Genomic DNA, 22974 nt, shown 5'->3' on the forward strand with positions numbered 1-22974 from the left:
AAGATGGAGATGAAGAAGATTGTGGTGGGCATGTCGGGGGGCGTGGATTCCTCCGTGGCAGCCTGGCTTTTAAAAGAGCAGGGATATGATGTGATCGGCGTCACCATGCAGATCTGGCAGGATGAGGAGGAGACGGCCCTGGAGGAGAACGGGGGCTGCTGCGGCCTCCAGGCGGTGGACGATGCCAGGAGAGTGGCGGCCATGCTGGACATCCCCTACTATGTGATGAATTTCAAACCCCAGTTCCGGCATTCCGTCATCGATTATTTCATAGAGGAATATACATGCGGCAGGACGCCGAATCCCTGCATCGCCTGCAACCGGTATGTGAAGTGGGAGGCGCTCCTTGACCGCAGCATGGCCATCGGGGCGGACGGCATCGCCACCGGACATTACGCCAGGGTCTGCCGTCTCCCGAACGGGCGGTATACGCTGCGCACCTGCGCGGCCGGGATCAAAGACCAGACCTACGCCCTCTACAGCCTGACCCAGGAGCAGCTGGCCCGGACGCTCATGCCGGTGGGAGCCTACGCAAAGGAGGAGATACGCCGCATGGCGCAGGATCTGGGACTGCCGGTGGCGTCCAAGCCGGACAGCCAGGACATCTGCTTTGTGCCGGACGGAGACTACGCCTCCTTTATTGAGGAGACGACCGGAAAGACGTTCCCGCCGGGGAATTTCGTCCTCTCCGACGGCACGGTGGTGGGGCGCCACAGAGGGATCGTGCACTACACCGTCGGACAGAGAAAAGGGCTGGGCCTGTCGCTGGGCCGCCCGGTCTTTGTGCAGGAGATCCGGCCAGAGACAAACGAGATCGTGGTAGGGGGCGGCGAGGAATCCCTCTCCCGTTTCGTGCAGGCGGAGCGTGTAAACTTCATGGCGGTGGAGGATATCGCGGAGCCGGTGCGGGCGTTCGCCAAGATACGCTACAACCACAGGGGCGCCTGGTGTACGGTGGAAAAGACGGGGCAGGACAGGATCCTGTGCACCTTCGACGAGCCGGTGCAGGCCGCCGCGCCGGGGCAGGCGGTGGTCCTCTACGAGGACGGCTGCGTCCTGGGCGGGGGAACGATCACAGGCAGCAGGTAGCTTTATATTGGAAAGGGTGACAGACAGATGAGAGCAGACGTGCACATGCACACTTCCTTCTCCCACGACTCGGAGGCACAGCCGCGGGAGATGATCGAGGGCGCGATCCGGAAAGGACTGGAAGTGATCTGTTTTACAGACCACTACGACAAGGATTACATGGGCTGGGGGGATGAGAGTATCTTCGATGCGGACCGGTATTTTGAGACCCTCCGGCCGCTGCAGGAGGAGTACAGGGGCCGGATCGATATCCGCATCGGCGTGGAGCTGGGGATGCAGCCCCGGCTGGGTGGCTTTTTCACGGAGTTCACGGCAAAGTATCCGTTTGATTTCGTGATCGGCTCCCTCCATGTGGTGGACGGGGACGATCCGGCCCTGGGCACGGTCTTTGAGGGAAGGACGGACGAGGAGGTTTACAGGCAGGCCTTCCGGGAAATGCTCGCGGACATAGAGAACACGCCGGACTTCGATGTGCTGGGCCATATCGACTATGTGGTGCGCTACGGAAGGCGCGGCGCGGCGGACTATTCCTACCGGAAGTACCAGGATGAGATCGACGCCATCCTGCGGGCGGTCATTGAGCGCGGGAAGGGCATCGAGCTCAACATGGCCGGCCTCAAATACGGGCTTCCCTTCGCCCATCCCCATCCGGATGTGCTGCGGCGCTACCGGGAACTGGGCGGGGAGATCATCACCGTGGGGGCGGACGGACACCGGCCGGAACACATCGCCTGGGAATTCGGCAGGGCGGATGAGATCCTGAAGTCCTGCGGATTCCGATATTACACGGAATTTAAGGAGAGGAAGCCTGTTTTCAAACTCCTTGCATGAAAATGGAAAATGCTCTTGAATTTTTGTACCAGATTTAGTACAATTGTTAATGGTTGAGAGTTCTTTAACAAAGTTGAAGGACGAAAGAGCTGTGAAACAGTAAATTGACTTTAGGAGGAATGTAATCATGGCAGTAAAAGTAGCAATCAACGGATTTGGACGTATCGGACGTCTCGCTTTCAGACAGATGTTCGGCGCAGAGGGATATGAGGTAGTTGCCATCAACGACCTGACAAGCCCGAAAATGTTAGCTCACCTGTTAAAGTATGATTCTTCTCAGGGCAAATACGCTCTGGCTGACAAGGTAGAGGCTACAGATGATTCCATCATCGTTGATGGAAAAGAGATCAAGATCTACGCTATGGCAAACGCGGAGGAGCTTCCGTGGGGCGAGATCGGCGTAGACGTTGTTCTGGAGTGTACAGGTTTCTATACATCCAAAGCAAAAGCATCTGCCCACATCAAGGCAGGCGCAAGAAAGGTTGTTATTTCCGCACCGGCCGGAAACGATCTGCCGACTATCGTATATAATGTAAACCACGAGACACTGAAAGCTGAGGACACCGTTATCTCTGCAGCTTCCTGTACGACAAACTGCCTGGCTCCGATGGCTAAGGCCCTGAACGATCTTGCACCGATCAAATCCGGTATCATGTGCACGATCCACGCTTACACAGGCGACCAGATGACTCTGGACGGACCGCAGAGAAAGGGTGATCTGAGAAGATCCCGCGCGGCTGCCATCAACATCGTTCCCAACAGCACAGGCGCTGCCAAGGCGATCGGCCTTGTTATCCCCGAGCTGAACGGCAAGCTCATCGGCGCTGCACAGCGTGTTCCGACCCCGACAGGATCCACCACGATCCTGACAGCAGTTGTAGAGGGCAACGTGACAGTTGATCAGATCAACGCTGCCATGAAGGCTGCTTCCACAGAGTCCTTCGGATACAACACAGACGAGATCGTATCCAGCGATATCGTAGGCATGAGATATGGTTCTCTGTTCGACGCTACACAGACCATGGTGCTTCCGCTTGAGAACGGCACAACAGAGGTACAGGTTGTTTCCTGGTACGACAACGAGAACTCCTACACAAGCCAGATGGTAAGGACAATCAAATACTTTGCAGAATTAGCATAATTCAGACTCACGAAAGGGTCCGGTCTTGTTGGGCCGGACCCTTTTTTTTACAAGATTTATTTTAAGGAGGCATCGATATGCTCAACAAAAAATCAGTAGACGATATCAATGTAAAAGGCCAGAGAGTGCTCGTAAGATGTGACTTCAACGTACCGCTCATCGACGGGAAGATCACGGACGAGAACCGTCTCGTGGCTGCGCTGCCCACGATCAAGAAGCTGATCGCAGACGGCGGAAAGATCATCCTGTGCTCTCACCTCGGAAAGCCGAAGGGAAAACCGGTGCCGGAGCTCTCCCTTGCCCCTGTGGCAGTGCGCCTCTCCGAGCTTCTCGGACAGGAAGTGAAGTTTGCGGCGGACCCCGAGGTCGTTGGCGCAAACGCAAGGGCGGCTGTGGAGGCCATGCAGGACGGAGATGTGATCCTTCTTGAGAATACGCGCTACAGAGCAGAGGAGACAAAGAATGAGGACAACTTCTCAAAGGAGCTTGCCTCCCTGTGCGACGTGTTTGTAAACGACGCGTTCGGAACAGCCCACAGAGCGCACTGCTCCAACGTGGGCGTGACAAAATATGTGGATACGGCTGTTGTCGGATACCTGATGCAGAAAGAGATCGATTTCCTCGGAAACGCGGTCAACAACCCGACAAGACCCTTCGTGGCCATCTTAGGAGGCGCGAAAGTGTCCAGCAAGATCTCCGTGATCGAGAACCTGCTTGACAAGGTGGACACGCTCATCATCGGCGGCGGCATGGCTTACACATTTGCCAAGTCCCAGGGCGGCAAGATCGGCGTATCCCTCTGCGAGGACGACTACCTCGAGTATGCGGCAAACATGCTGAAAAAGGCGCAGGAGAAGGGCGTAAAGCTTCTGCTTCCCGTTGACAACCGCATCGGCGATGAGTTCTCCAACGACGCCAACATCAAGATCGTTCCCACCGGCGAGATCCCGGACGGATGGGAAGGCATGGATATCGGACCCGAGACAGAGAAGATCTTTGCAGACGCAGTGAAGGATGCCAAGACAGTTGTCTGGAACGGACCGATGGGCTGCTTTGAGATGCCCAACTTCGCCCACGGCACAGAGGCCGTTGCACAGGCGCTGGCTGAGACAGACGCTGTGACGATCATCGGCGGCGGCGATTCCGCTGCGGCTGTAAACCAGCTCGGATACGGCGACAAGATGACCCACATCTCCACAGGCGGCGGTGCATCCCTTGAGTTCCTGGAAGGCAAAGAGCTTCCGGGCGTAGCAGCCGCTAATGATAAGTAAGCACTTAATGAGCCCAAGTCCGCAGGACGCCGGGCGAATTCCAGTGCGCACTTAGTTCACCGCACTTGGCGAGGGCAAGTCCGCCAGGGCGCAGGCTGAGCCTAGTAAGGTGAACATCCCGCTTAATGAGCCCAAGTCCGCAGGACGCCGGGCGAATTCCAGTGCGCACCTGGTTCACCGCACTTAGTGAGGGCAAGCCCGCCAGGGCGCAGGCCGAGCCTGGTAAGGTGAACACCCCCCCCATTTATAATATTTGAAAGAAAGAGTGAAATAAAATGGCAAGAAGAAAGATTATCGCAGGAAACTGGAAAATGAACAAGACTCCCAGCGAGGCGGTCGCTCTTGTAGAGGAGCTGAAGCCGCTGGTAGCCACAGAGGACGCGGACGTTGTATTCTGCGTGCCGGCCATCGACATCATCCCGGTTGTTGAAGCCTGCAAGGGAACAAACATCCAGGTCGGCGCCGAGAACATGTACTTTGAGGAGAGCGGCGCCTACACAGGAGAGATCTCCCCGGCTATGCTCACAGACGCGGGCGTAAAGTATGTCGTACTCGGACACTCTGAGAGAAGAGACTACTTTGGCGAGACGAACGAGGACGTGAACAAGAAGGTGCTGAAGGCATTCGAGCACGGCATCACACCGATCATGTGCTGCGGCGAGACGCTGGAGCAGAGAGAGCAGGGCGTGACCATGGACTTCATCCGCCAGCAGGTGAAGGTTGGCTTCCAGAACGTGACAGCAGAGCAGGCGAAGACGGCAGTCATTGCCTACGAGCCGATCTGGGCCATCGGAACCGGCAAGACAGCTACGACCGAGCAGGCCGAGGAGGTCTGCGCAGGCATCCGCGCATGCATCGCTGAGATCTATGATGAGGCGACAGCGGAGGCCATCCGCATCCAGTACGGCGGATCCGTAAACGCAGGCAACGCGGCAGAGCTGTTCGCACAGGCGGACATCGACGGCGGACTTGTGGGAGGCGCTTCCCTGAAGGCTGACTTCGGCAAGATCGTAAACTACAAATAAGACAGAGTGCAAAATCACCCGCAGAGGGCTTGAAATACCAGTCCCTGCGGGATTTTGGGTTCCGGGAGGCAAAAAAATGATACTGAAAACAATAAATCTGAAAGAACATGGATCCCTGCCGGACGCCCATGTGGTCTTCTATATTCTGGACACGCCGGGGGAGAAGCTGCACATACAGAGCAGACCCTTTGTGATCCTCTGTCCCGGCGGCGGCTATGAGAGGACGAGTTTCCGCGAGGGGGAGCCCATCGCCATGCAGTTCCTGCGGCGGGGGTACCATGTAGCGGTCCTGCGTTACTCCACAGCCCCAGCCGTATTTCCGGCAGCTCTTCTTGAGCTGGGGAGGACAGTGCTTCTGATCCGCGCCCATGCAGAGGAGTGGAAGGCGGATCCCTCTCAGATCTTCGTGCAGGGGTGCTCGGCGGGGGGCCATCTGGCAGGGTGCCTTGGCACCATGTGGGATGAGCCGTTTCTCGCAGAGGCCCTGCAGACAGAGCCGAATCTTCTGCGGCCGGAGGGGATGATCCTCTGTTACCCGGTCATCTCTTCTGTCAGGGGGACGGCCCACAAAGACAGTTTCCGCGCGCTGCTTGGCACGGACAGGGAAGAGGCATGGGAGCCCCTCTCGCTTGAAAAGCGGGTGAAGGAGACGACGGTGCCTGCCTTCCTCTGGCACACGTTTGCGGACGGCACCGTGCCGGTGGAAAATTCCCTTGTCATGGCGCAGGCGCTTCACTGCGCCCGCGTGCGGACAGAGCTCCATGTGTTCCAGGAGGGAGTGCATGGGCTGGGAGCGGCGGACGAACTTTCCAGAAGACAGGATGGAAGCGGCGTGGAACCAGAGTGCCAGTGCTGGACAAAGCTGGCATGCCGCTGGATGGAACAGATCCGGCGTCAGGACGGCTTTTTGACGACCACAGAATTATGAATTAGAAGGAGAATGGAAGATGAGTAAAAAACCAACAGTGCTTATGATCCTGGATGGCTACGGGCTTAGAGATAAGAAAGACGGCAACGCGGTGGCGGAAGGGAAAACCCCTGTCATGGACAGGCTGATGGCTGAGTGCCCCTTTGTGAAGGGCAACGCCAGCGGCATGGCGGTGGGACTGCCGGAGGGCCAGATGGGCAACTCCGAGGTGGGTCACCTCAATATGGGCGCCGGCCGCATCGTGTACCAGGATCTGACCAAGATCACAAAGGCGATCCAGGATGGGGACTTTTTTGAGAACAAGGCGCTCCTTGCAGCGTGCGCGAATGTGAAGGAGCATGACTCTGCCCTCCACCTGATGGGACTTGTGTCCGACGGCGGCGTGCACAGCCACAACACCCATATCTACGGGCTTCTGGAGCTGGCAAAGCGCCAGGGGATTGAGAAGGTGTACGTGCACTGCTTCCTGGACGGCCGTGACACACCGCCGGAGTCCGGCAGGGAATACGTAGAAGAGCTTGAGGCAAAGATGAAGGAGATCGGCGTTGGCGAGGTGGCAACCGTGATGGGACGCTACTACGCCATGGACCGCGACAACCGCTGGGACCGTGTGGAGAAGGCCTACAGAGCTCTCGTGTACGGCGAGGGGGAGAAGGCAGTCTCCGGACCTGCAGGGATCCAGACATCCTACGACAGGGAGACGACTGATGAGTTCGTCCTGCCCACCATCGTGGAGAAGGACGGTGCGCCGACAGCCACCATCAAGAGCGGCGACTCCATCATTTTCTTTAACTTCCGCCCGGACCGCGCAAGAGAGATCACACGGACCTTCTGCGACGACGAGTTTACAGGCTTTGACAGAGGAGAGCGCATCCGGACAACCTACGTGTGCTTTACAGATTACGATGTGACCATCGGCAATAAACTGGTGGCCTTTGTGAAAGAGGAGATCACCAACACCTTCGGCGAGTTCCTGGCGGCAAACGGCCTGAAGCAGGCCCGCATCGCCGAGACGGAGAAGTACGCCCATGTGACATTCTTCTTCAACGGCGGCGTGGAGGAGCCCAACGAGGGGGAGGACCGCATCCTCGTGAAATCCCCGAAGGTCGCAACGTACGACCTGAAGCCGGAGATGAGCGCTTACGAGGTGTGCGACCGGCTTGTGGAGGCCATTAAGTCCGGCAAATACGATGTAATCATCATCAATTTTGCCAACCCGGACATGGTGGGCCACACAGGCGTGGAGGCAGCCGCCATCAAGGCCATCGAGGCTGTGGACGAGTGCGTCGGCAGAGCTGTGGACGCGATCAAAGAGGTGGACGGCCAGATGTTCATCTGCGCGGACCACGGAAACGCGGAGCAGCTCATCGACGAGGAGACAGGGGAGCCCTTCACGGCCCACACCACGAATCCGGTGCCGTTTATCCTTGTCAACGCAGATCCCTCCTACAAGCTTAGAGAGGGAGGCTGCCTGGCGGATATTGCTCCGACGCTGATCGAGATGATGGGCATGGAGCAGCCGAAAGAGATGACAGGAAAATCTTTGATCGTAAAGTAGGAACAGAAAATAAATAAATGAAAGAAAATTCCCGGCAGAACTTCCTGCCGGGAAATTTCTTTGAAAAAATCAGTGGAAAGTAATAAACTATGCACCCGAAGAGTTCTGTCTTGTGTATTCTGTGTAGAAGAAGACACAGACTTTCATGAGGGGCGGAGATGGAATAGGAAGAAAGGAGTGCTGTCCGCTGCCCTGGCCCTGGCGCTGAAGCGCTGGGGGACAGGCGGGATCAGTCTGAGACTTTACCCCTGAAGCCGTCCAGACAATTCTCGTATAAAAATTTTTTCAATGCGTCAGCCTGCGCCTCATCTTCGTAGTAGGAGATAAGGAGAGTGAAAAACTTTTCAAGCTGGTCCTGTGAGACAGACAGGACGCCGCAGCCGTGCTGGATGAGCAGCTTGTTGGCAGCGAGCATGGCGATCCGCTTGTTCCCATCGTAAAAAAGCTGGCTCTTTGTCAGATACAGCATGAGGTTCAGGGCTATTTCCGTCCACTCCCGGCCGGAGGAAAGGATTTCCCGAATTTTCTTTTCTGCAAGAGCTTCTGTGGGAATCGGAGGGATGTAGCTGCTCCCGGCGATCCGGACCTCATCCATTCGAAGCGTACCCGAATTGATCACGGTCATCTTTCCTATGATGAGATGAAGCTTTTTGATATAGGCCAGATCCAGTTCCTCGTTGATGGATTCAAAGACCATCTGCCACCCGTGTTTGAGCTGTACGATGCTGTTGATGTCGTCTATGCTCTTTCCCTGGATGCTGATGCCCTCAACGATCGTCTGCGTCTCCGGGAAGGTGACGCCAATCCCTTCCAGATTGGCGCTCTTCCATATATAGTCTACAAGGTTTCTCTTTGCCCAGAAGATATTTTCTTCCTGGGACATGACATATTTCTTTTCAAACATAAGACTTCCTCTCTGGCCTGCGCCCCCTCTAGCCGGCCATCTCTTCCTTTTCGCTTTCCGCGTCTTTCCCGAGGTTTTTGTTTGCCGTAGACAGCATTAGCTTGATGCGGTTGAGCTGGTTTACCTCGCTGGCGCCGGGATCGTAGTCAATGGCCACAATGTTGGCAAGCGGGTAGCGGCGGCGCAGCTCCTTGATGACGCCCTTGCCGACCACGTGGTTCGGCAGGCAGGCGAAGGGCTGCGTGCACACGATGTTCGTGGCGCCGCTGTGGATGAGTTCCAGCATCTCGCCGGTGAGGAACCAGCCCTCGCCGGTCTGGTTGCCCAGGGAGACGATCTCGGAGGCCATCCGGCCAAGATCCTCGATGTGGGCCGGCGGGGCAAAGTGTTTGCTCTGGGCAAAGGCCTCGCTGGCCGGGGAGCGGAACCACTCCAGGGCCCGGATGCCCAGGTTGGCCAGGACGGCTTTGGACTTTGCAAAGCCCAGGTTTTTCACCTTAAAGTTCTGGTTGTAGAAGCAGTACAGCAGGAAGTCCAGAAGGTCGGGCACGACCGCCTCGGCTCCCTCGCTCTCCAGCAGATCCACCAGATGGTTGTTGGCGGCCGGGAGGAACTTGACGAGGATCTCGCCCACTACGCCTACCCGGGGTTTTTTGATGTCCAGAAGCTCGATGTTGTTGTCAAAATCCTGGATGATGTCCCGGCAAAGCTTCTTAAACTGGCGCCTGGACGGATAGCCCTGGGACACAAAGTCCGCGCACACCTTTACCCATTTGCGGTGCATCGCCTCCACGGAGCCTGGCTGCGCCTCGTAGGGGCGGAGCCGGTACACGCATTTCATGAAGATATCGCCGAACACCGCCGCGTAGATGCCGCGCAGGGCGAGCATGGGCGTGATCTTGAAGCCGGGATTCCCCTCCAGTCCGCTCAGGTTGATGGAGATCACCGGGATGTGCTCATAGCCGGCCTTTTTCAGCGCCCGGCGTATGAAGCCGATGTAGTTGGAGGCGCGGCAGCCGCCGCCGGTCTGGCTGATGATGACGGCGATCTTGTCTGTGTCATACCTGCCGGACAGGATGGCCTCCATGATCTGTCCCACCACCATGAGGGACGGATAGCAGGCGTCGTTATTTACATATTTAAGCCCTACATCCACGGCCTGCTTGTTGTCGTTGGGCAGGACCTCCACATGGTAGCCGGAGGCTCTGAAGGCCGGCTCCAGCAGCTCAAAGTGGATGGGGGACATCTGCGGGCAAAGGATCGTGTAATCCCTGCGCATCTCTTTTGTGAAGGGCACCTTGTCGATGGCGGAAGAGTGGATGTCCCGCTTCTGCTCCCTCTGCTCCCGCACGCGGATGGCCGCCAGCAGGGAGCGGATGCGGATCCGGGCAGCGCCCAGGTTGTTGACCTCGTCGATCTTCAGGGAGGTGTAGATCTTGTCGGAGCCGGTGAGGATGTCCGCCACCTGGTCCGTCGTCACGGCGTCCAGGCCGCAGCCGAAGGAGTTGAGCTGGATGAGGTCCAGATTGTCCTTTGTCTTCACGAAATTGGCCGCCGCATAGAGGCGGGAGTGGTACATCCACTGGTCCATGACGTTTAAGGGCCGCTCCACCTGGTGAAGGTGGGAGACGGAGTCCTCGGTCAGCACGGCGATGTTGTAGGAGTTGATGAGCTCCGGGATGCCGTGGTTGACCTCCGGATCGATGTGGTAGGGGCGCCCTGCCAGGACAATGCCCCGGTTGCCGGTCCGGTCCAGGTAGGCGACGGTCTCCTCGCCTTTCCTGCGCATATCGTCCCGGCACTCCTCCAGCTCGACCCAGCCACGGTGCACCGCATCTTTGATCTCGGCTGCCGTGATGGAGAATTTCTCACCCAGCTCCTCTGTGAGCCTTGCGCAGAGTGTCTCCTCGCTGGCGAAGGAGAGGAAGGGATGGATGAAATCCACCTCGCCGTGGACGATGGGATCCATATTGTTCTTGATGTTCTCCGGGTAGGAGGTCACGATGGGGCAGTTGTAGTGGTTGTTTGCCTCTGTGAACTCGTTGCGCTCGTAGGGGACGGACGGATAAAAAATGTGCCGGATCCCCTGGTTTATGAGCCACTGCACGTGTCCGTGGGCCAGCTTGGCCGGGTAGCACTCCGACTCGCTCGGGATGGATTCGATCCCCAGTTCATAGATCTTCCGCGTGGAAGCGGGGGAGAGGATCACCCGGAAGCCGAGGGTGGTGAAGAACGTGTACCAGAAGGGATAGTTGTCGTACATGTTCAGCACCCTGGGAATGCCGATGACGCCGCGCGATGCGGCCTCCTCTGACAGGGGCAGGTAGCCGAGGTAGCGCTGGCTCTTGTAGGCAAAGAGGTTGGGGAGGGTGTTTTCCTTCTTCTCTTTCCCGAGGCCGCGCTCACAGCGGTTGCCGGTGATGAACTTCCGCCCGCCGCTGAAATGGTTGATGGTCAGGCGGCAGTTGTTGGTGCAGCCTTTGCACTTTGTCATCGTGGTGCGGTACTCCAGGCTCTCGATGTCTTCGATGGAGAGCATGGTCGTGCCCTCGCAGTCCACATACCGCTCCCTGGCGATGAGGGCCGCGCCGAAGGCGCCCATGATGCCGGCGATGTCCGGGCGGATCGCCTCGCAGCCGGCGATCTTCTCAAAGCTGCGAAGCACCGCGTTATTGTAGAAGGTGCCGCCCTGTACGACGATATGTTTCCCCAGCTCGGAGGCGTCGGACACCTTAATGACTTTGAAAAGTGCGTTCTTGATGACAGAGTAGGCCAGGCCGGCGGAGATGTCGGACACTTCGGCTCCCTCTTTCTGCGCCTGCTTCACCTTGGAGTTCATGAACACGGTGCACCGGGTCCCCAGATCGATGGGATTGTGGGCAAAGAGCGCCTCCTGGGCAAAATCCTCCACAGTATAGTTCAGGGATTTGGCAAAGGTCTCGATGAAGGAACCGCACCCGGATGAGCAGGCCTCGTTGAGCTGCACGCTGTCCACGGTCTGGTTCTTGATCTTGATGCACTTCATATCCTGCCCGCCGATGTCCAGGATGCAGTCCACGTCGGGCTCAAAGAAGGAGGCGGCGTAGTAGTGCGCCACCGTCTCCACCTCCCCCTCGTCCAGCATGAGGGCGGCCTTGATGAGGGCCTCCCCGTAACCGGTGGAGCAGGAGTGTACGATCTCCACTTCCTCCGGGAGCTGGCTGTAGATGTCGCGGATGGCGGAGATGGTTGTCCCAAGCGGGTCTCCCTCGTTGTTGTGGTAGAAGGAGTAGAGGAGGGTGCCGTCCTCGCCCACGAGCGCCGCCTTTGTCGTCGTGGAGCCGGCGTCGATGCCGAGGAAAGCCTTCCCCTTATAGGAGGCCAGATCCCGGACCGGAACCTGGTGCTTCGCATGGCGGGAGATGAAAGCGTTGTAGTCCGCCTCGGTTGCGAAGAGGGGCTCCATGCGCTCCACCTCAAACTCCATCTGGATCCTTCTTGCCAGCCGCTCCTGCAGTTCGCGGATGGGGACTACCGGCTCCTTTGTGGAGTTGAGGGCAGAGCCCACCGCCGCAAAAAGGTGGGAGTGGTTCGGCGCGATGGTGTGCTCGTCATCCAGCTTCAGAGTGCGCACGAAAGCCTCCCGCAATTCGGAGAGGAAGTGTAAGGGGCCGCCCAGGAAGGCCACATGTCCCCGGATCGGCTTGCCGCAGGCGAGTCCGCTGATGGTCTGGTTCACAACAGCCTGGAAGATGGAGGCTGCCAGATCCTCCTTGGACGCGCCCTCGTTGATGAGGGGCTGGATGTCAGACTTGGCAAACACACCGCAGCGGGCCGCGATGGAGTAGAGCGCCTTGTAGTTCTTTGCATATTCGTTGAGGCCGGCCGCGTCCGTCTGCAGAAGGGAGGCCATCTGGTCGATGAAGGAGCCGGTGCCGCCGGCGCACACCCCGTTCATGCGCTGCTCGATGCTGCCGCCCTCGAAGTAGATGATCTTGGCGTCCTCGCCGCCCAGTTCGATGGCCACGTCCGTCTGGGGGGCGTAGTCCTGCAGGGCAGTGGACACGGCGACTACTTCCTGGACAAAAGGAACGCCCAGGTGCTTGGCCAGCGTCAGGCCGCCGGATCCGGTGATGACCGGCGACACATGGATGGAGCCAAGCTTGTAGATGGCCCTGCCGAGCAGGTCGGAGAGGGTCTCCTGGATGTTGGCAAAATGCCGCTCGTAGTCGGAGAAGACGACGTCGTTCTGGTCGTCCAGGATCGCGATCTTGACCGTCGTGGATCCGATGTCGATCCCCAGTGTGAATAATTCCTGTTGACTCATATTATGTACTCCTTATTTCTGAAATGAAAATCGGTTCTTTTCTTATTAAAAAGCAAAAGGGCTTTTCAGCCTGTAACATTATACGACAAAATATTTGAAATGACAATTAACAAATGTAATAGAAAAATGAAATTAGAGTAAAACTTAGGTGCTATAATTGACAAACCTATACCGAGACGGTAGAATGAAAACAGCTATTTGCCAAATTCAGAGACAACGGGGAGGCCTTAATTAATATGAGCTGGTTGGACAGACTGGAGCGCAGGTTCGGACGCTACGCCATCCATAACCTGATGTATTATGTTATTATTCTGTACGTTGTGGGGCTGGCGCTGCAGCTCCTTGTGCCCAATTTCTACTATCAGTATCTGTGCCTGGATGTGAACGCCATCCTCCACGGACAGATCTGGCGGATCGTGACCTTCATCATCCAGCCGCCCCAGTCCAGTTATATCTTTATGATCTTTGCCCTGTATCTCTATTATATGCTCGGCAGGACGCTGGAGAACACGTGGGGGGCGTTCCGCTTCAACCTGTATTTCTTTGCGGGTATGTTCTTCCATGTGATCGCGGCCTTTGCGGCCTACTTTATCACTGGGGTGTCCTTCCCCTTAGGAACCTGGTATCTGAATATGTCCCTCTTCCTCGCCTTTGCGGCCATCTATCCGGACATGGAGTTCTACCTGTTCTTCATGATCCCGGTGAAGGCGAAGTGGCTGGGATGGCTGGACGGCCTGTATTTTCTTTACACCATCGCCCAGGCGTTCCTCCCGGCTTACGGGGGAAGCGTGTTCGGCTTTGTCTACAAATCCAACGCCATTGCGGCGGCTGTCTCGATCCTGAACTTTGTGATCTTTTTCCTCGGGTCCAGGAATATGCGGCAGTTTGCCCCGAAGCAGCAGAGGAGAAAGCAGCAGTTCCAGAAGAAGATGCGCCCGGAGCAGCACTACGCCGGCGGCGCCAGGCACCGCTGCGCGGTCTGCGGGCGGACAGAACTGGACGATCCGACGCTTGAGTTCCGGTACTGTTCCAAGTGCAACGGCAACTACGAGTACTGCCAGGATCACCTGTTTTCACATATCCATGTGAAATAAAACGGACATTTACGGGCATTTCGCGCGCCCGGCAACATACATGAAATGAGAAGTGGAGAAAGGAAAAGAGAGAAATGAGTATGAAAAAAACAAAGATCATCTGTACGATGGGGCCTGCGACCAACGATGAGAATGTGATGCGGGAGCTGATCCGAAGCGGCATGGATATCGCCCGCTTCAACTTCTCCCACGGAGACCATGCGGAGCAGAAGATGCGCATGGACATGCTCAAGAAGGTGCGGGAGGAGGAGAACAGGCCGACAGCCATCCTTCTCGACACGAAGGGGCCGGAGATCCGCACCGGCGTCCTGAAGGGCGGGAAGAAGGTCCAGATCCTGACCGGAGAGAAGTTCACGCTCACGACAGAGGAGATCGAGGGGGATGAGACGAGAGTGTCCATCAGCTACACCGGCCTTGTGGACGATGTGACCGTGGGCAGCACGATCCTCATTGACGACGGCCTGATCGGACTTGAGGTGACGGGCAAGACGGACAGGGAGATCGCCTGCCGGGTCGTGAACGGCGGGGAGCTGGGCGAGAGAAAGGGCGTCAATGTGCCCAACGTTCCGGTGCGTCTCCCGGCCATCACGGACAAGGACAGGGAGGATCTGAAGTTCGGCGTGGAGCAGGGCATTGACTTTATCGCCGCCTCCTTTGTGCGCAACGCGGAGTGCATCATGGAGATCCGCGCTTTCTTAAAGACATGCAACGCGCCCTACATCCCGATCATCGCCAAGATCGAGAATGCGGAGGGCATTAAGAATATCGATGAGATCATCCGCTGCGCGGACGGCATCATGGTCGCGAGAGGCGACCTGGGCGTGGAGATCCCGGCCGAGGAGGTGCCGTACCTGCAGAAGATGATCATCCAGAAGTGCAACTACTACTACAAGCCGGTCATCACGGCGACCCAGATGCTGGATTCCATGATCCGCAATCCCCGCCCCACAAGAGCGGAGGTGACGGATGTGGCCAACGCGGTCTACGACGGCACGGACGCAGTCATGCTCTCCGGCGAGACGGCGCAGGGCAAGTACCCGCTGGAGGCGCTGCGGATGATGGTGCATATCGTCCGCAGCACAGAGGAGCATCTGGACTATGACATGCTCCTTAAGAAGGCGGAGGAGCACCGCATGAAAGGCATTTCCACCGCCATCGGGCACGCCTCTGTGACGACAGCCTACAACCTGGGCGCGAAGTGCATCATCACGCCGTCTGTGTCCGGCGCGACAGCCAGGGTTGTGTCCAAGTTCAAGCCGAAGACAATGGTGATCGGCGTGACGCCGGATGAGCGCACGCTGCGCCGGATGCAGATCTACTGGGGTGTGCTTCCCATGAAGTCCATCCAGTTCAACTCCACGGAGGATATCTGCTCCAGCGCCATTGAGCTCGTATGCGCAAAGGAATATGCGGAGACAGGGGACATCGTGATCCTCACGGCAGGACTGCCGTCCCGCAATGCGGACAAAGGCAGGGAAGGCGCCAGCAACATGATGCGCATCGCAGTCATTGAGTAAAACAGCAGCAGACAGAACAGGAGAGAGAGTACATGACGAAGAGACCATTTGTGACAAAGGAACAACTGGAAGAGATCGTGAAGGAGTATCCCACGCCTTTCCACCTCTATGATGAGAAGGGGATCCGCAGGAACGCGCAGGCGCTGAAGGAGGCCTTCGCCTGGAACAAGGGGTACAGGGAATACTTTGCAGTGAAGGCGACACCGAACCCGTTCCTCATGGAGATCCTGAAGGAGTACGGCTGCGGCAGCGACTGCTCCTCCTACACGGAGCTGATGCTCTCCGACGCGGTCGGCATTTCCGGGGAGGGAATCATGTTCTCCTCCAACGATACACCGGCGGAGGACTTCCAGCTTGCGGACCGGCTGGGGGCCATCATCAACCTGGATGACATCACCCACATTGAGTTTCTGGAGAAGGCCATCGGCCGCATCCCGGAGACCATAAGCTGCCGGTACAACCCGGGCGGGATCTTCAAGATCAGCAACGACATTATGGACAATCCGGGGGACGCCAAGTACGGGATGACCACGGAGCAGATCTTTGAGGCGTTTAAGATCCTGAAGGCGAAGGGGGCGAAGGAGTTCGGCATCCATGCCTTCCTGGCCAGCAACACGGTGACGAACGACTACTACCCGCTGCTCGCCAAAGTGCTCTTTGAGCTGGCGGTAAAACTCCACGAAGAGACAGGCGCGCACATCAAATTCATCAACCTGTCAGGCGGCATCGGCATTCCCTACAAACCGGACCAGGAGCCCAATGACATCCGCGTCATCGGGGAGGGCGTCCGGCAGGTGTATGAGGAAGTCCTTGTGCCGGCAGGCATGGGGGATGTGGCGATCTACACGGAGCTGGGAAGATTCATGCTCGGCCCTTACGGCTGCCTTGTGACGAGAGCCGTGCACGAGAAGCATACCTACAAGGAGTACATCGGCGTGGATGCCTGCGCCGCCAACCTGATGCGGCCCGCCATCTACGGCGCCTACCACCACATCACGGTGATGGGGAAGGAGGACGCGCCCTGCGACCACCTCTACGATGTGACCGGATCCCTGTGCGAGAACAGCGACAAGTTTGCGGTGGACCGGCACCTGCCGAAGATCGATATCGGGGATCTCCTTGTCATCCACGATACCGGCGCCCACGGATTTTCCATGGGATACAACTACAACGGAAAGCTCCGGTCTGCGGAAGTGCTCCTGAAAGAGGACGGAAGCACGCAGCTCATCCGGCGCGCGGAGACGCCGAAAGACTACTTTGCAACGTTTGATTGTTTTGAAATCGGTAAAAAACTTGTAAAATAAATAGACAATTCCCTCCTAGTGAGTTAAAATGTATATAATTCATTTTACTTTACCGAGGAGGGATTTTTTATGAAAAGGAAAAAGAAACTGCTTGTCCTGCTCCTTGCGGCCGCGATGCTGGCCATGTCCGCCTGCAAAGGCCTGACGCCGGACGACGCGAAAACCTACGTACAGTCTGTGCTGGACGCAAGCTACAAGGCGGATTTCGCCGAGTACACAAAACAGACCGACTCCACAGAGGAGGAGGCCCGGGCGCTCTACGATGAGAACATGGACAATATCATGGAGATGGGCGGCTTTAACGACGCGGGGCTGTCGGAGGAACTGACAGCGAATTACCGGCAGCTTTTCCAGGACATGCTTGCCAAGGCAAAGTATGAAGTGGGGGAGGCAGCGGAAGATGAGGACGGCAATTTCACCGTGCAGGTGAGCGCGGAGCCCTTCGCCGGATTTGACGGGCTTGAGGACGAGGTGATGGCCGCCGTGGAGGCTGAGTTTGCAAATATCACGGATATCTCCCAGTTCCCCAGCGATGAGGAGATCAATGAGATGGTGTTCCAGATGATGTACGACATCCTCGTGGAGCGCATGGAAAACCCGGCCTACGGGGAAGCGCAGACTGTGGAACTGCATGTGGAGCTTGCAGACAATGTCTACTCGGTCAATGAGGATGACCTGACAGCGCTGGATGGGATCCTTTTCCCGTCAGATAATTTCTAAGTGAAAAGATATGCGGAGGCAGAACAATCGGTTCTGCCTCCTTTGTGCGTGATCGAGGAACAATACAGACATATGTCTGATAAATGCATAAATAAGGAAGCGAGCAAGCCTTCGTCGTGCTTATCAGAGACGTCAGAGCCCACAAAGACGAGCTGGATAAGACCAAGCTCGGCTACAATTCCCTGATCAGTATGATCGCAAACTTCTTTGATACGCTGGGAATCGGCAGCTATGCCATCGCCACCTCGGCGTGGAAGTTCAACAAGTCCGTACACGACGACCTGATCCCCGGCACCCTGAATGTCGCTTTCGGCATTCCGATCTGCGTGGAGGCGACCATCACCATGACGAGGATCGAGATGGATTCCCTGACCCTTGTCCTGATGATCGCGGCGGCCATCATCGGATCCATCCTCGGCGCCAAGATCATCTCCAGGATGGACATTATGAAGATCCGGGTGGTGATGGGCGTGGCCCTCATCATCGTGGCTCTGATCACTCTGTGCAAGATCAATGCAGTCGGACCTTTCGGCATCCTCGGTACAGCCAGGGGACTGGAGGGCGGCATGCTGGCACTGGGCGTGATCGCCAACTTTATCCTCGGCATCCTCATGACAGCCGGCATCGGCCTGTATGCGCCCTGTATGGCGATCGTCCTGCTGCTCGGCATGAGCGCGGACGTGGCCTTCCCGGTTATGATGGGATCCTGCGCGTACCTGTGTCCTGCCTGCGGCATCACGTTCATCAGGGAGGGCAAGTACAACAGGGCGTCCACGATCCCCATGATCATCACCGGCTCCATCGGCGTCCTCATCGCCGGATTCATCGTGACAAGCCTGCCCCTCACCGTACTTACATACCTTGTCTGCGTTGTCATGGTGATCTGCGCGATCATGTTCTTCCACGACGCGGCAAAGCAGAAGAAGTAGACAAAGCAGCGACACGAAAAAAGCGCCCCGAAAGGAGCGCTTTTTTCATGCCGCTGATGGGACTCGAACCCATATGGTTTCCCGTACGATTTTGAGTCGTATGCGTCTGCCAGTTCCGCCACAGCGGCAGGTGGTCCGGCCTCTGACCGAGACTGGAATAAATTATAGCACACGGGAACTCCCGTGACAATCTTTTTTTGCCTGCATTCGCATTTATACCTTTAAAAAAAGCCGGCTTTGTTGTATAGTAAATAGAAGTATTGTCATGCAACCAACTGATCTGAATGGAGAGAACATATGGCGGAAAAGATAGTTTTGATAGACGGACACAGTATCTTAAACAGGGCCTTCTTCGGGCTGCCGGACCTGACGAACGCAGAGGGACTCCACACGAACGCTGTCTACGGCTTCCTGAATATCATGCTGAAGATCCTGGAGGAGGAGAAGCCCCAGTACCTGACCGTGGCGTTCGATGTGCATGCGCCTACCTTCCGGCACGAAATGTACGACCAGTACAAGGGGACGCGAAAGCCCATGGCGGAGGAGCTGCGCCAGCAGGTGCCGGTCATGAAGGACGTGCTGACAGCCATGGGGGTCCGGGTGATCGAGCAGGCCGGGCTTGAGGCGGACGACCTGATCGGAACCATCGCAAGGCGGTGTGAGGCCGCCGGGATGGAGGTGTCCGTCATCAGCGGGGACAGGGACCTCCTGCAGCTTGCCACGGAACACACGCAGATCCGGATCCCCAAGACAAAGCGGGGCGGGACGCAGATCGAAGACTACTATGCGGCGGATGTGAAGGAAAAGTACGGGGTCACACCCCTTGAGTTTATCGATATGAAGGCCCTCATGGGAGACGCATCCGACAATATCCCGGGTGTGCCGGGCATCGGCGAGAAGACGGCGGCCAAGATCATCGCCGCGTACCATTCCATCGAAGAGGCCCACGCCCACGCGGAGGAGATCCGGCCGCCGCGGGCGTCCAAAGCCATCACCGAGCACTGGGATCTGGCGGTCATGAGCAAGGAGCTGGCGACGATCCGGGTGGATGCGGATATCGACTATGAGGTGAGCGGGGCAAAGCTTGGCAACCTCTTTACGGAGGAGGCATACACCCTGTTCCAGCGGCTGGAGTTCAAAAACCTGCTTGGCAGATTTGAGGTGCAGGCCCCGGGGAGCGGGGTGGAGGACTCGTTCTGCACGGTGGAGGACAAAGACCGGGCCCTTGAGGTCTTCGCGCGGGCAGCCGCATCTGACAGGGTGGGGGCCGCCATCCTGCGGGATACAAAAGAAGTGCTCCCCCTCTTTGCGAAGCAGGCGGGCGTGTCGGGCGCGGCCCTGTGCTTCGGGGAGGAAGAGATCTTCTGCATCCGTGCGGGCGCAGGTCTTAAGCCGGAAGAGATCCTCTGCCATCTGGAGGAGCTGTCCGGGAAAACCGGTTGTTTTTCCATGTTCTCGCTGAAGGAGAAGATGGATTTTGTGACGCCGCAGGCGCCAAAGCGCTGCTTTGACGGGATCATCGCCGCGTACCTTCTCAATCCTCTGAAGAGCGACTACCGCTTTGAGGATGTGGCGAGAGAGCAGTTGGATCTTCTCCTGGACGACAGGATGGAAGATGAGAAGCGGGCCTGCTTCGAGGCCTACACAGCCTGGAAGGCCATGCCCATCCTGGAAGAAAAGCTGGACGGGGCGGGCATGCTCCCGCTGTTTCAAAAGATCGAGATGCCGCTTGCCTTCACTCTCTATGAGATGGAGCAAAACGGGGTGAAAGTGGAGGCGGGCGCCCTGAAGGCTTACGGGGACCAGCTTGCCGTGCAGATCGGCAGGCTGGAGCAGGAGATCTACGGGGAGTCCGGCGAGGTGTTCAACATCAATTCCCCGAAGCAGCTCGGCGTGATCCTCTTTGAGAAGATGGGCCTCAAAGGCGGGAAGAAGACGAAGACAGGCTACTCTACAGCGGCGGATGTGCTGGAGAAGCTGGCGCCGGAGTCCCCCTTTGTGACGAAGATCCTGGAGTACCGGCAGCTTGCGAAGCTGAAATCCACCTATGCGGACGGCCTGGCCGCGTTTATCGGCGAAGACGGGCGGATCCACGGCAAGTTCCACCAGACGGTCACCGCCACGGGGCGGATCAGCAGCGCGGAGCCGAACCTGCAGAACATTCCGGTGCGGATGGAGCTTGGCAGGCTGATCCGCAAGGTGTTTGTCCCGGAGGAGGGCTACCTGTTCGTGGATGCGGACTACTCCCAGATCGAACTGCGGGTGCTGGCCCACTGTTCCGGAGACCGGCAGTTGATCGGGGCCTACCGGGAGGAGAAGGACATCCACCGGATCACGGCCTCCCAGGTCTTCCACACCCCCTTCGACGAGGTGACGGACCTGCAGAGGAGCAATGCCAAGGCGGTCAACTTCGGCATCGTCTACGGCATCAGCTCCTTCGGCCTCAGCCAGGACTTAAGCATCACGAGAAAAGAGGCGGCTCAGTATATCGAGCAGTACTTCAGGACCTACCCGGGCATCAAGGCATTCCTGGACCGGGCGGTGGCGCAGGCAAAGGAGCAGGGGTATGTGACGACCCTCTTCGGCAGGAGAAGGCCGGTGCCGGAGCTCTCCTCCAGCAATTTCATGCAGCGCTCCTTCGGCGAGCGGGTGGCCATGAACTCGCCGATCCAGGGGACGGCGGCTGACATCATGAAGATCGCCATGATCGGCGTGGAGCGGCGGCTCAAGGAGGGCGGCATGCGCTCGCGCCTCGTGCTGCAGGTCCACGACGAACTGCTGGTGGAAGCCCATGAGAGCGAAGTGGAGCAGGTGAAGGAGATCGTAAGAGACGAGATGGAGCACGCGGCGTCCCTGGAGGTGCCGCTGGAGATAGACATGCATACCGGCAGGAACTGGTATGAAGCGAAATAGAGGTGACGCAGGATGAAGATCATAGGGATTACAGGCGGGATCGGAGCAGGGAAGAGCCAGGTGCTCTCCTATCTGAAAGAAGAGTACGGCGCCGTTGTCTGCCAGGCAGACCAGGTGGCAAAGCGGCTGCAGAAAAAAGGGACAAGGTGTCACAGAAGGATCACCGAGCACTTCGGGACGGGGATCCTGGATGAGACGGGCAGGCTGGACCGGGCAAAGCTGGCGAACATCGTGTTCTCCAACCAGGCGCAGCTTCGCGTTCTCAACGAGATCGTGCACCCGGCGGTGAAGGAGAAGATCCGGGAGACGATCCGCAGGGAGGAAAAGAAAGGGACAGCCGTGTTCGTCCTGGAGGCGGCGCTCTTCATAGAAGAAAAATATGATGCGCTGTGCGATGAAGTGTGGTATATTTATGCGGATGAGGAGACGAGGAAGAAGCGTCTCATGGCCTCAAGGGGCTACAGTGAGGAGAAGATAAAAGGCATCTTCGCCTCCCAGATGTCTTCCTCCGACTTCTTTACATACTGCGATAGAGCTGTCGACAACTGCAATTCCTTCCAGGAGACATGCGGCGAGATCGACGGGATCATGGCGCAGCTCCATATAGGGAAAACGAGAAATTAACAGGCAGGAGAGATGACAGACGATGAGACTGTGCAGCATAGCGAGCGGCAGCAGCGGAAACTGTATTTATGTGGGAAGCGACCGCACCCACCTTCTGGTGGATACGGGGATCAGCCGGAAGCGGATCGACGAGGGGCTTCACACGCTGGGCATAAAAGGGGAGGAACTGGCAGGGATCCTCATCACCCATGAGCACTCGGACCACATCCAGGGACTGGGCGTGTTCAGCCGGAAGTACGGCATCCCGGTGTACGCCACGAAAGGGACCCTGCGGGGCATTACGGAGTACCGGAGCCTTGGCAGGATGCCGGAGGGGCTGCTCAGGGAGATCCACACGGACACGGAGTTTGACCTGGGGGATCTGAAGATCCGTCCCTTCTCCATCTCCCACGATGCCTACGAGCCGTCCGGGTACAGGATTGCCTGCGGGCAGCGGTCGGTGGCGGTGGCTACGGACCTGGGCGTGTATGACGACTACACGGTGGAGAACCTGAAGGGGCTGGACGCCGTCCTTCTGGAGGCGAACCACGACATACATATGCTGGAGGTGGGGCCCTACCCGTATCCGCTGAAGCGGCGCGTCATGGGGGAGAAAGGGCATCTCTCCAACGAGTCCTCCGGAAGACTTCTGTGCGACATTCTCCACGACGGGCTCAGGCATGTGATCCTGGGGCACCTGAGCAGGGAGAACAACTACGCAGAGCTGGCCTACGAGACGGTGAAGCTTGAGGTGACAGTGGGGGACAACCCGTACAGGGGGGAGGACATCCCCATGATGGTGGCTGCCAGGGACAGCGTGTCAGAGGCGGTCACCGTATAG

Annotated in this window: 17 protein-coding genes and 1 tRNA gene; 15 read left to right on the top strand and 3 right to left on the bottom strand. The window is 57.6% G+C overall.

What is annotated here, in order from left to right; all coding sequences use genetic code 11:
* Nucleotides 1–3 precede the first annotated feature (3 nt).
* The 7 genes from mnmA (at nucleotide 4) to gpmI (ending at nucleotide 7843) form a co-directional block, all read left to right on the top strand.
* A complete protein-coding gene (gene mnmA, locus H6A20_RS03130) occupies nucleotides 4–1089 on the top strand; it encodes a tRNA 2-thiouridine(34) synthase MnmA (RefSeq protein ID WP_204905707.1) in 1086 nt (361 codons plus the stop codon).
* A gap of 27 nt (nucleotides 1090–1116) precedes the next feature.
* Nucleotides 1117–1920 carry a histidinol-phosphatase HisJ family protein gene (locus tag H6A20_RS03135; protein ID WP_204905708.1) on the top strand — a complete coding sequence of 268 codons (804 nt, stop codon included), beginning with the start codon at nucleotides 1117–1119 and terminating at the stop codon, nucleotides 1918–1920.
* A 127-nt stretch (nucleotides 1921–2047) separates the two neighbouring features.
* Entirely contained in the window at nucleotides 2048–3061 is a 1014-nt protein-coding gene (gene gap, locus H6A20_RS03140) for a type I glyceraldehyde-3-phosphate dehydrogenase (protein ID WP_204905709.1), read from the top strand.
* A 77-nt stretch (nucleotides 3062–3138) separates the two neighbouring features.
* Nucleotides 3139–4332 (top strand): phosphoglycerate kinase, encoded by a 1194-nt coding sequence (locus H6A20_RS03145; protein WP_204905710.1) that lies wholly within the window; start codon nucleotides 3139–3141, stop codon nucleotides 4330–4332.
* A 275-nt stretch (nucleotides 4333–4607) separates the two neighbouring features.
* The gene (tpiA, locus tag H6A20_RS03150; protein WP_204905711.1) at nucleotides 4608–5357 is read left to right on the top strand and encodes a triose-phosphate isomerase; all 750 of its coding nucleotides are present in this window, start codon (nucleotides 4608–4610) and stop codon (nucleotides 5355–5357) included.
* A gap of 76 nt (nucleotides 5358–5433) precedes the next feature.
* Nucleotides 5434–6285, top strand: coding sequence for an alpha/beta hydrolase (locus H6A20_RS03155; RefSeq protein WP_204905712.1), 852 nt, complete (start codon nucleotides 5434–5436; stop codon nucleotides 6283–6285).
* 19 nt (nucleotides 6286–6304) lie between these two features.
* Nucleotides 6305–7843 (top strand): 2,3-bisphosphoglycerate-independent phosphoglycerate mutase, encoded by a 1539-nt coding sequence (gene gpmI, locus H6A20_RS03160; protein WP_204905713.1) that lies wholly within the window; start codon nucleotides 6305–6307, stop codon nucleotides 7841–7843.
* Nucleotides 7844–8072: 229 nt separating this feature from the next.
* Here the strand turns inward: gpmI and H6A20_RS03165 are convergent, their stop codons facing one another.
* Complete coding sequence (locus H6A20_RS03165; protein WP_204905714.1) at nucleotides 8073–8747, bottom strand: Fic family protein; 675 nt, start codon at nucleotides 8745–8747, stop codon at nucleotides 8073–8075.
* A gap of 28 nt (nucleotides 8748–8775) precedes the next feature.
* Nucleotides 8776–13053, bottom strand: a complete 4278-nt coding sequence (locus H6A20_RS03170) for a 2-hydroxyacyl-CoA dehydratase (RefSeq protein ID WP_204905715.1) — start codon at nucleotides 13051–13053, stop codon at nucleotides 8776–8778.
* Nucleotides 13054–13289: 236 nt separating this feature from the next.
* Between H6A20_RS03170 and H6A20_RS03175 the strand changes: the two genes are divergently transcribed.
* From H6A20_RS03175 to H6A20_RS03195, 5 genes are all read left to right on the top strand, one after another.
* The gene (locus H6A20_RS03175; protein WP_204905716.1) at nucleotides 13290–14147 is read left to right on the top strand and encodes a hypothetical protein; all 858 of its coding nucleotides are present in this window, start codon (nucleotides 13290–13292) and stop codon (nucleotides 14145–14147) included.
* A gap of 80 nt (nucleotides 14148–14227) precedes the next feature.
* Nucleotides 14228–15664 carry a pyruvate kinase gene (pyk, locus tag H6A20_RS03180; protein WP_204905717.1) on the top strand — a complete coding sequence of 479 codons (1437 nt, stop codon included), beginning with the start codon at nucleotides 14228–14230 and terminating at the stop codon, nucleotides 15662–15664.
* A 32-nt stretch (nucleotides 15665–15696) separates the two neighbouring features.
* Nucleotides 15697–16968 carry a diaminopimelate decarboxylase gene (locus tag H6A20_RS03185; RefSeq protein WP_204905718.1) on the top strand — a complete coding sequence of 424 codons (1272 nt, stop codon included), beginning with the start codon at nucleotides 15697–15699 and terminating at the stop codon, nucleotides 16966–16968.
* A 69-nt stretch (nucleotides 16969–17037) separates the two neighbouring features.
* Entirely contained in the window at nucleotides 17038–17688 is a 651-nt protein-coding gene (locus H6A20_RS03190) for a hypothetical protein (RefSeq protein ID WP_204905719.1), read from the top strand.
* Nucleotides 17689–17804: 116 nt separating this feature from the next.
* Nucleotides 17805–18617 (top strand): sulfite exporter TauE/SafE family protein, encoded by an 813-nt coding sequence (locus tag H6A20_RS03195; protein ID WP_204905720.1) that lies wholly within the window; start codon nucleotides 17805–17807, stop codon nucleotides 18615–18617.
* A 48-nt stretch (nucleotides 18618–18665) separates the two neighbouring features.
* Here H6A20_RS03195 and H6A20_RS03200 read toward each other — a convergent pair.
* Nucleotides 18666–18745: transfer RNA gene (locus tag H6A20_RS03200), tRNA-Leu, on the bottom strand.
* Between the two features lie 169 nt (nucleotides 18746–18914).
* Here H6A20_RS03200 and polA point away from each other — a divergent pair.
* From polA to H6A20_RS03215, 3 genes are read left to right on the top strand one after another with little or no spacing between them, the layout of a single operon-like run.
* Nucleotides 18915–21530, top strand: a complete 2616-nt coding sequence (polA, locus tag H6A20_RS03205; RefSeq protein WP_204905721.1) for a DNA polymerase I — start codon at nucleotides 18915–18917, stop codon at nucleotides 21528–21530.
* Between the two features lie 12 nt (nucleotides 21531–21542).
* Nucleotides 21543–22154 carry a dephospho-CoA kinase gene (gene coaE / locus H6A20_RS03210; protein ID WP_204905722.1) on the top strand — a complete coding sequence of 204 codons (612 nt, stop codon included), beginning with the start codon at nucleotides 21543–21545 and terminating at the stop codon, nucleotides 22152–22154.
* A gap of 22 nt (nucleotides 22155–22176) precedes the next feature.
* On the top strand, nucleotides 22177–22974 hold the full coding sequence (locus tag H6A20_RS03215; protein ID WP_204905723.1) for an MBL fold metallo-hydrolase: 798 nt from the start codon (nucleotides 22177–22179) through the stop codon (nucleotides 22972–22974).

Origin of the sequence: Mordavella massiliensis (genome assembly GCF_016901695.1) — a bacterium.
Lineage (GTDB): Bacteria > Bacillota > Clostridia > Lachnospirales > Lachnospiraceae > Claveliimonas > Claveliimonas massiliensis_A.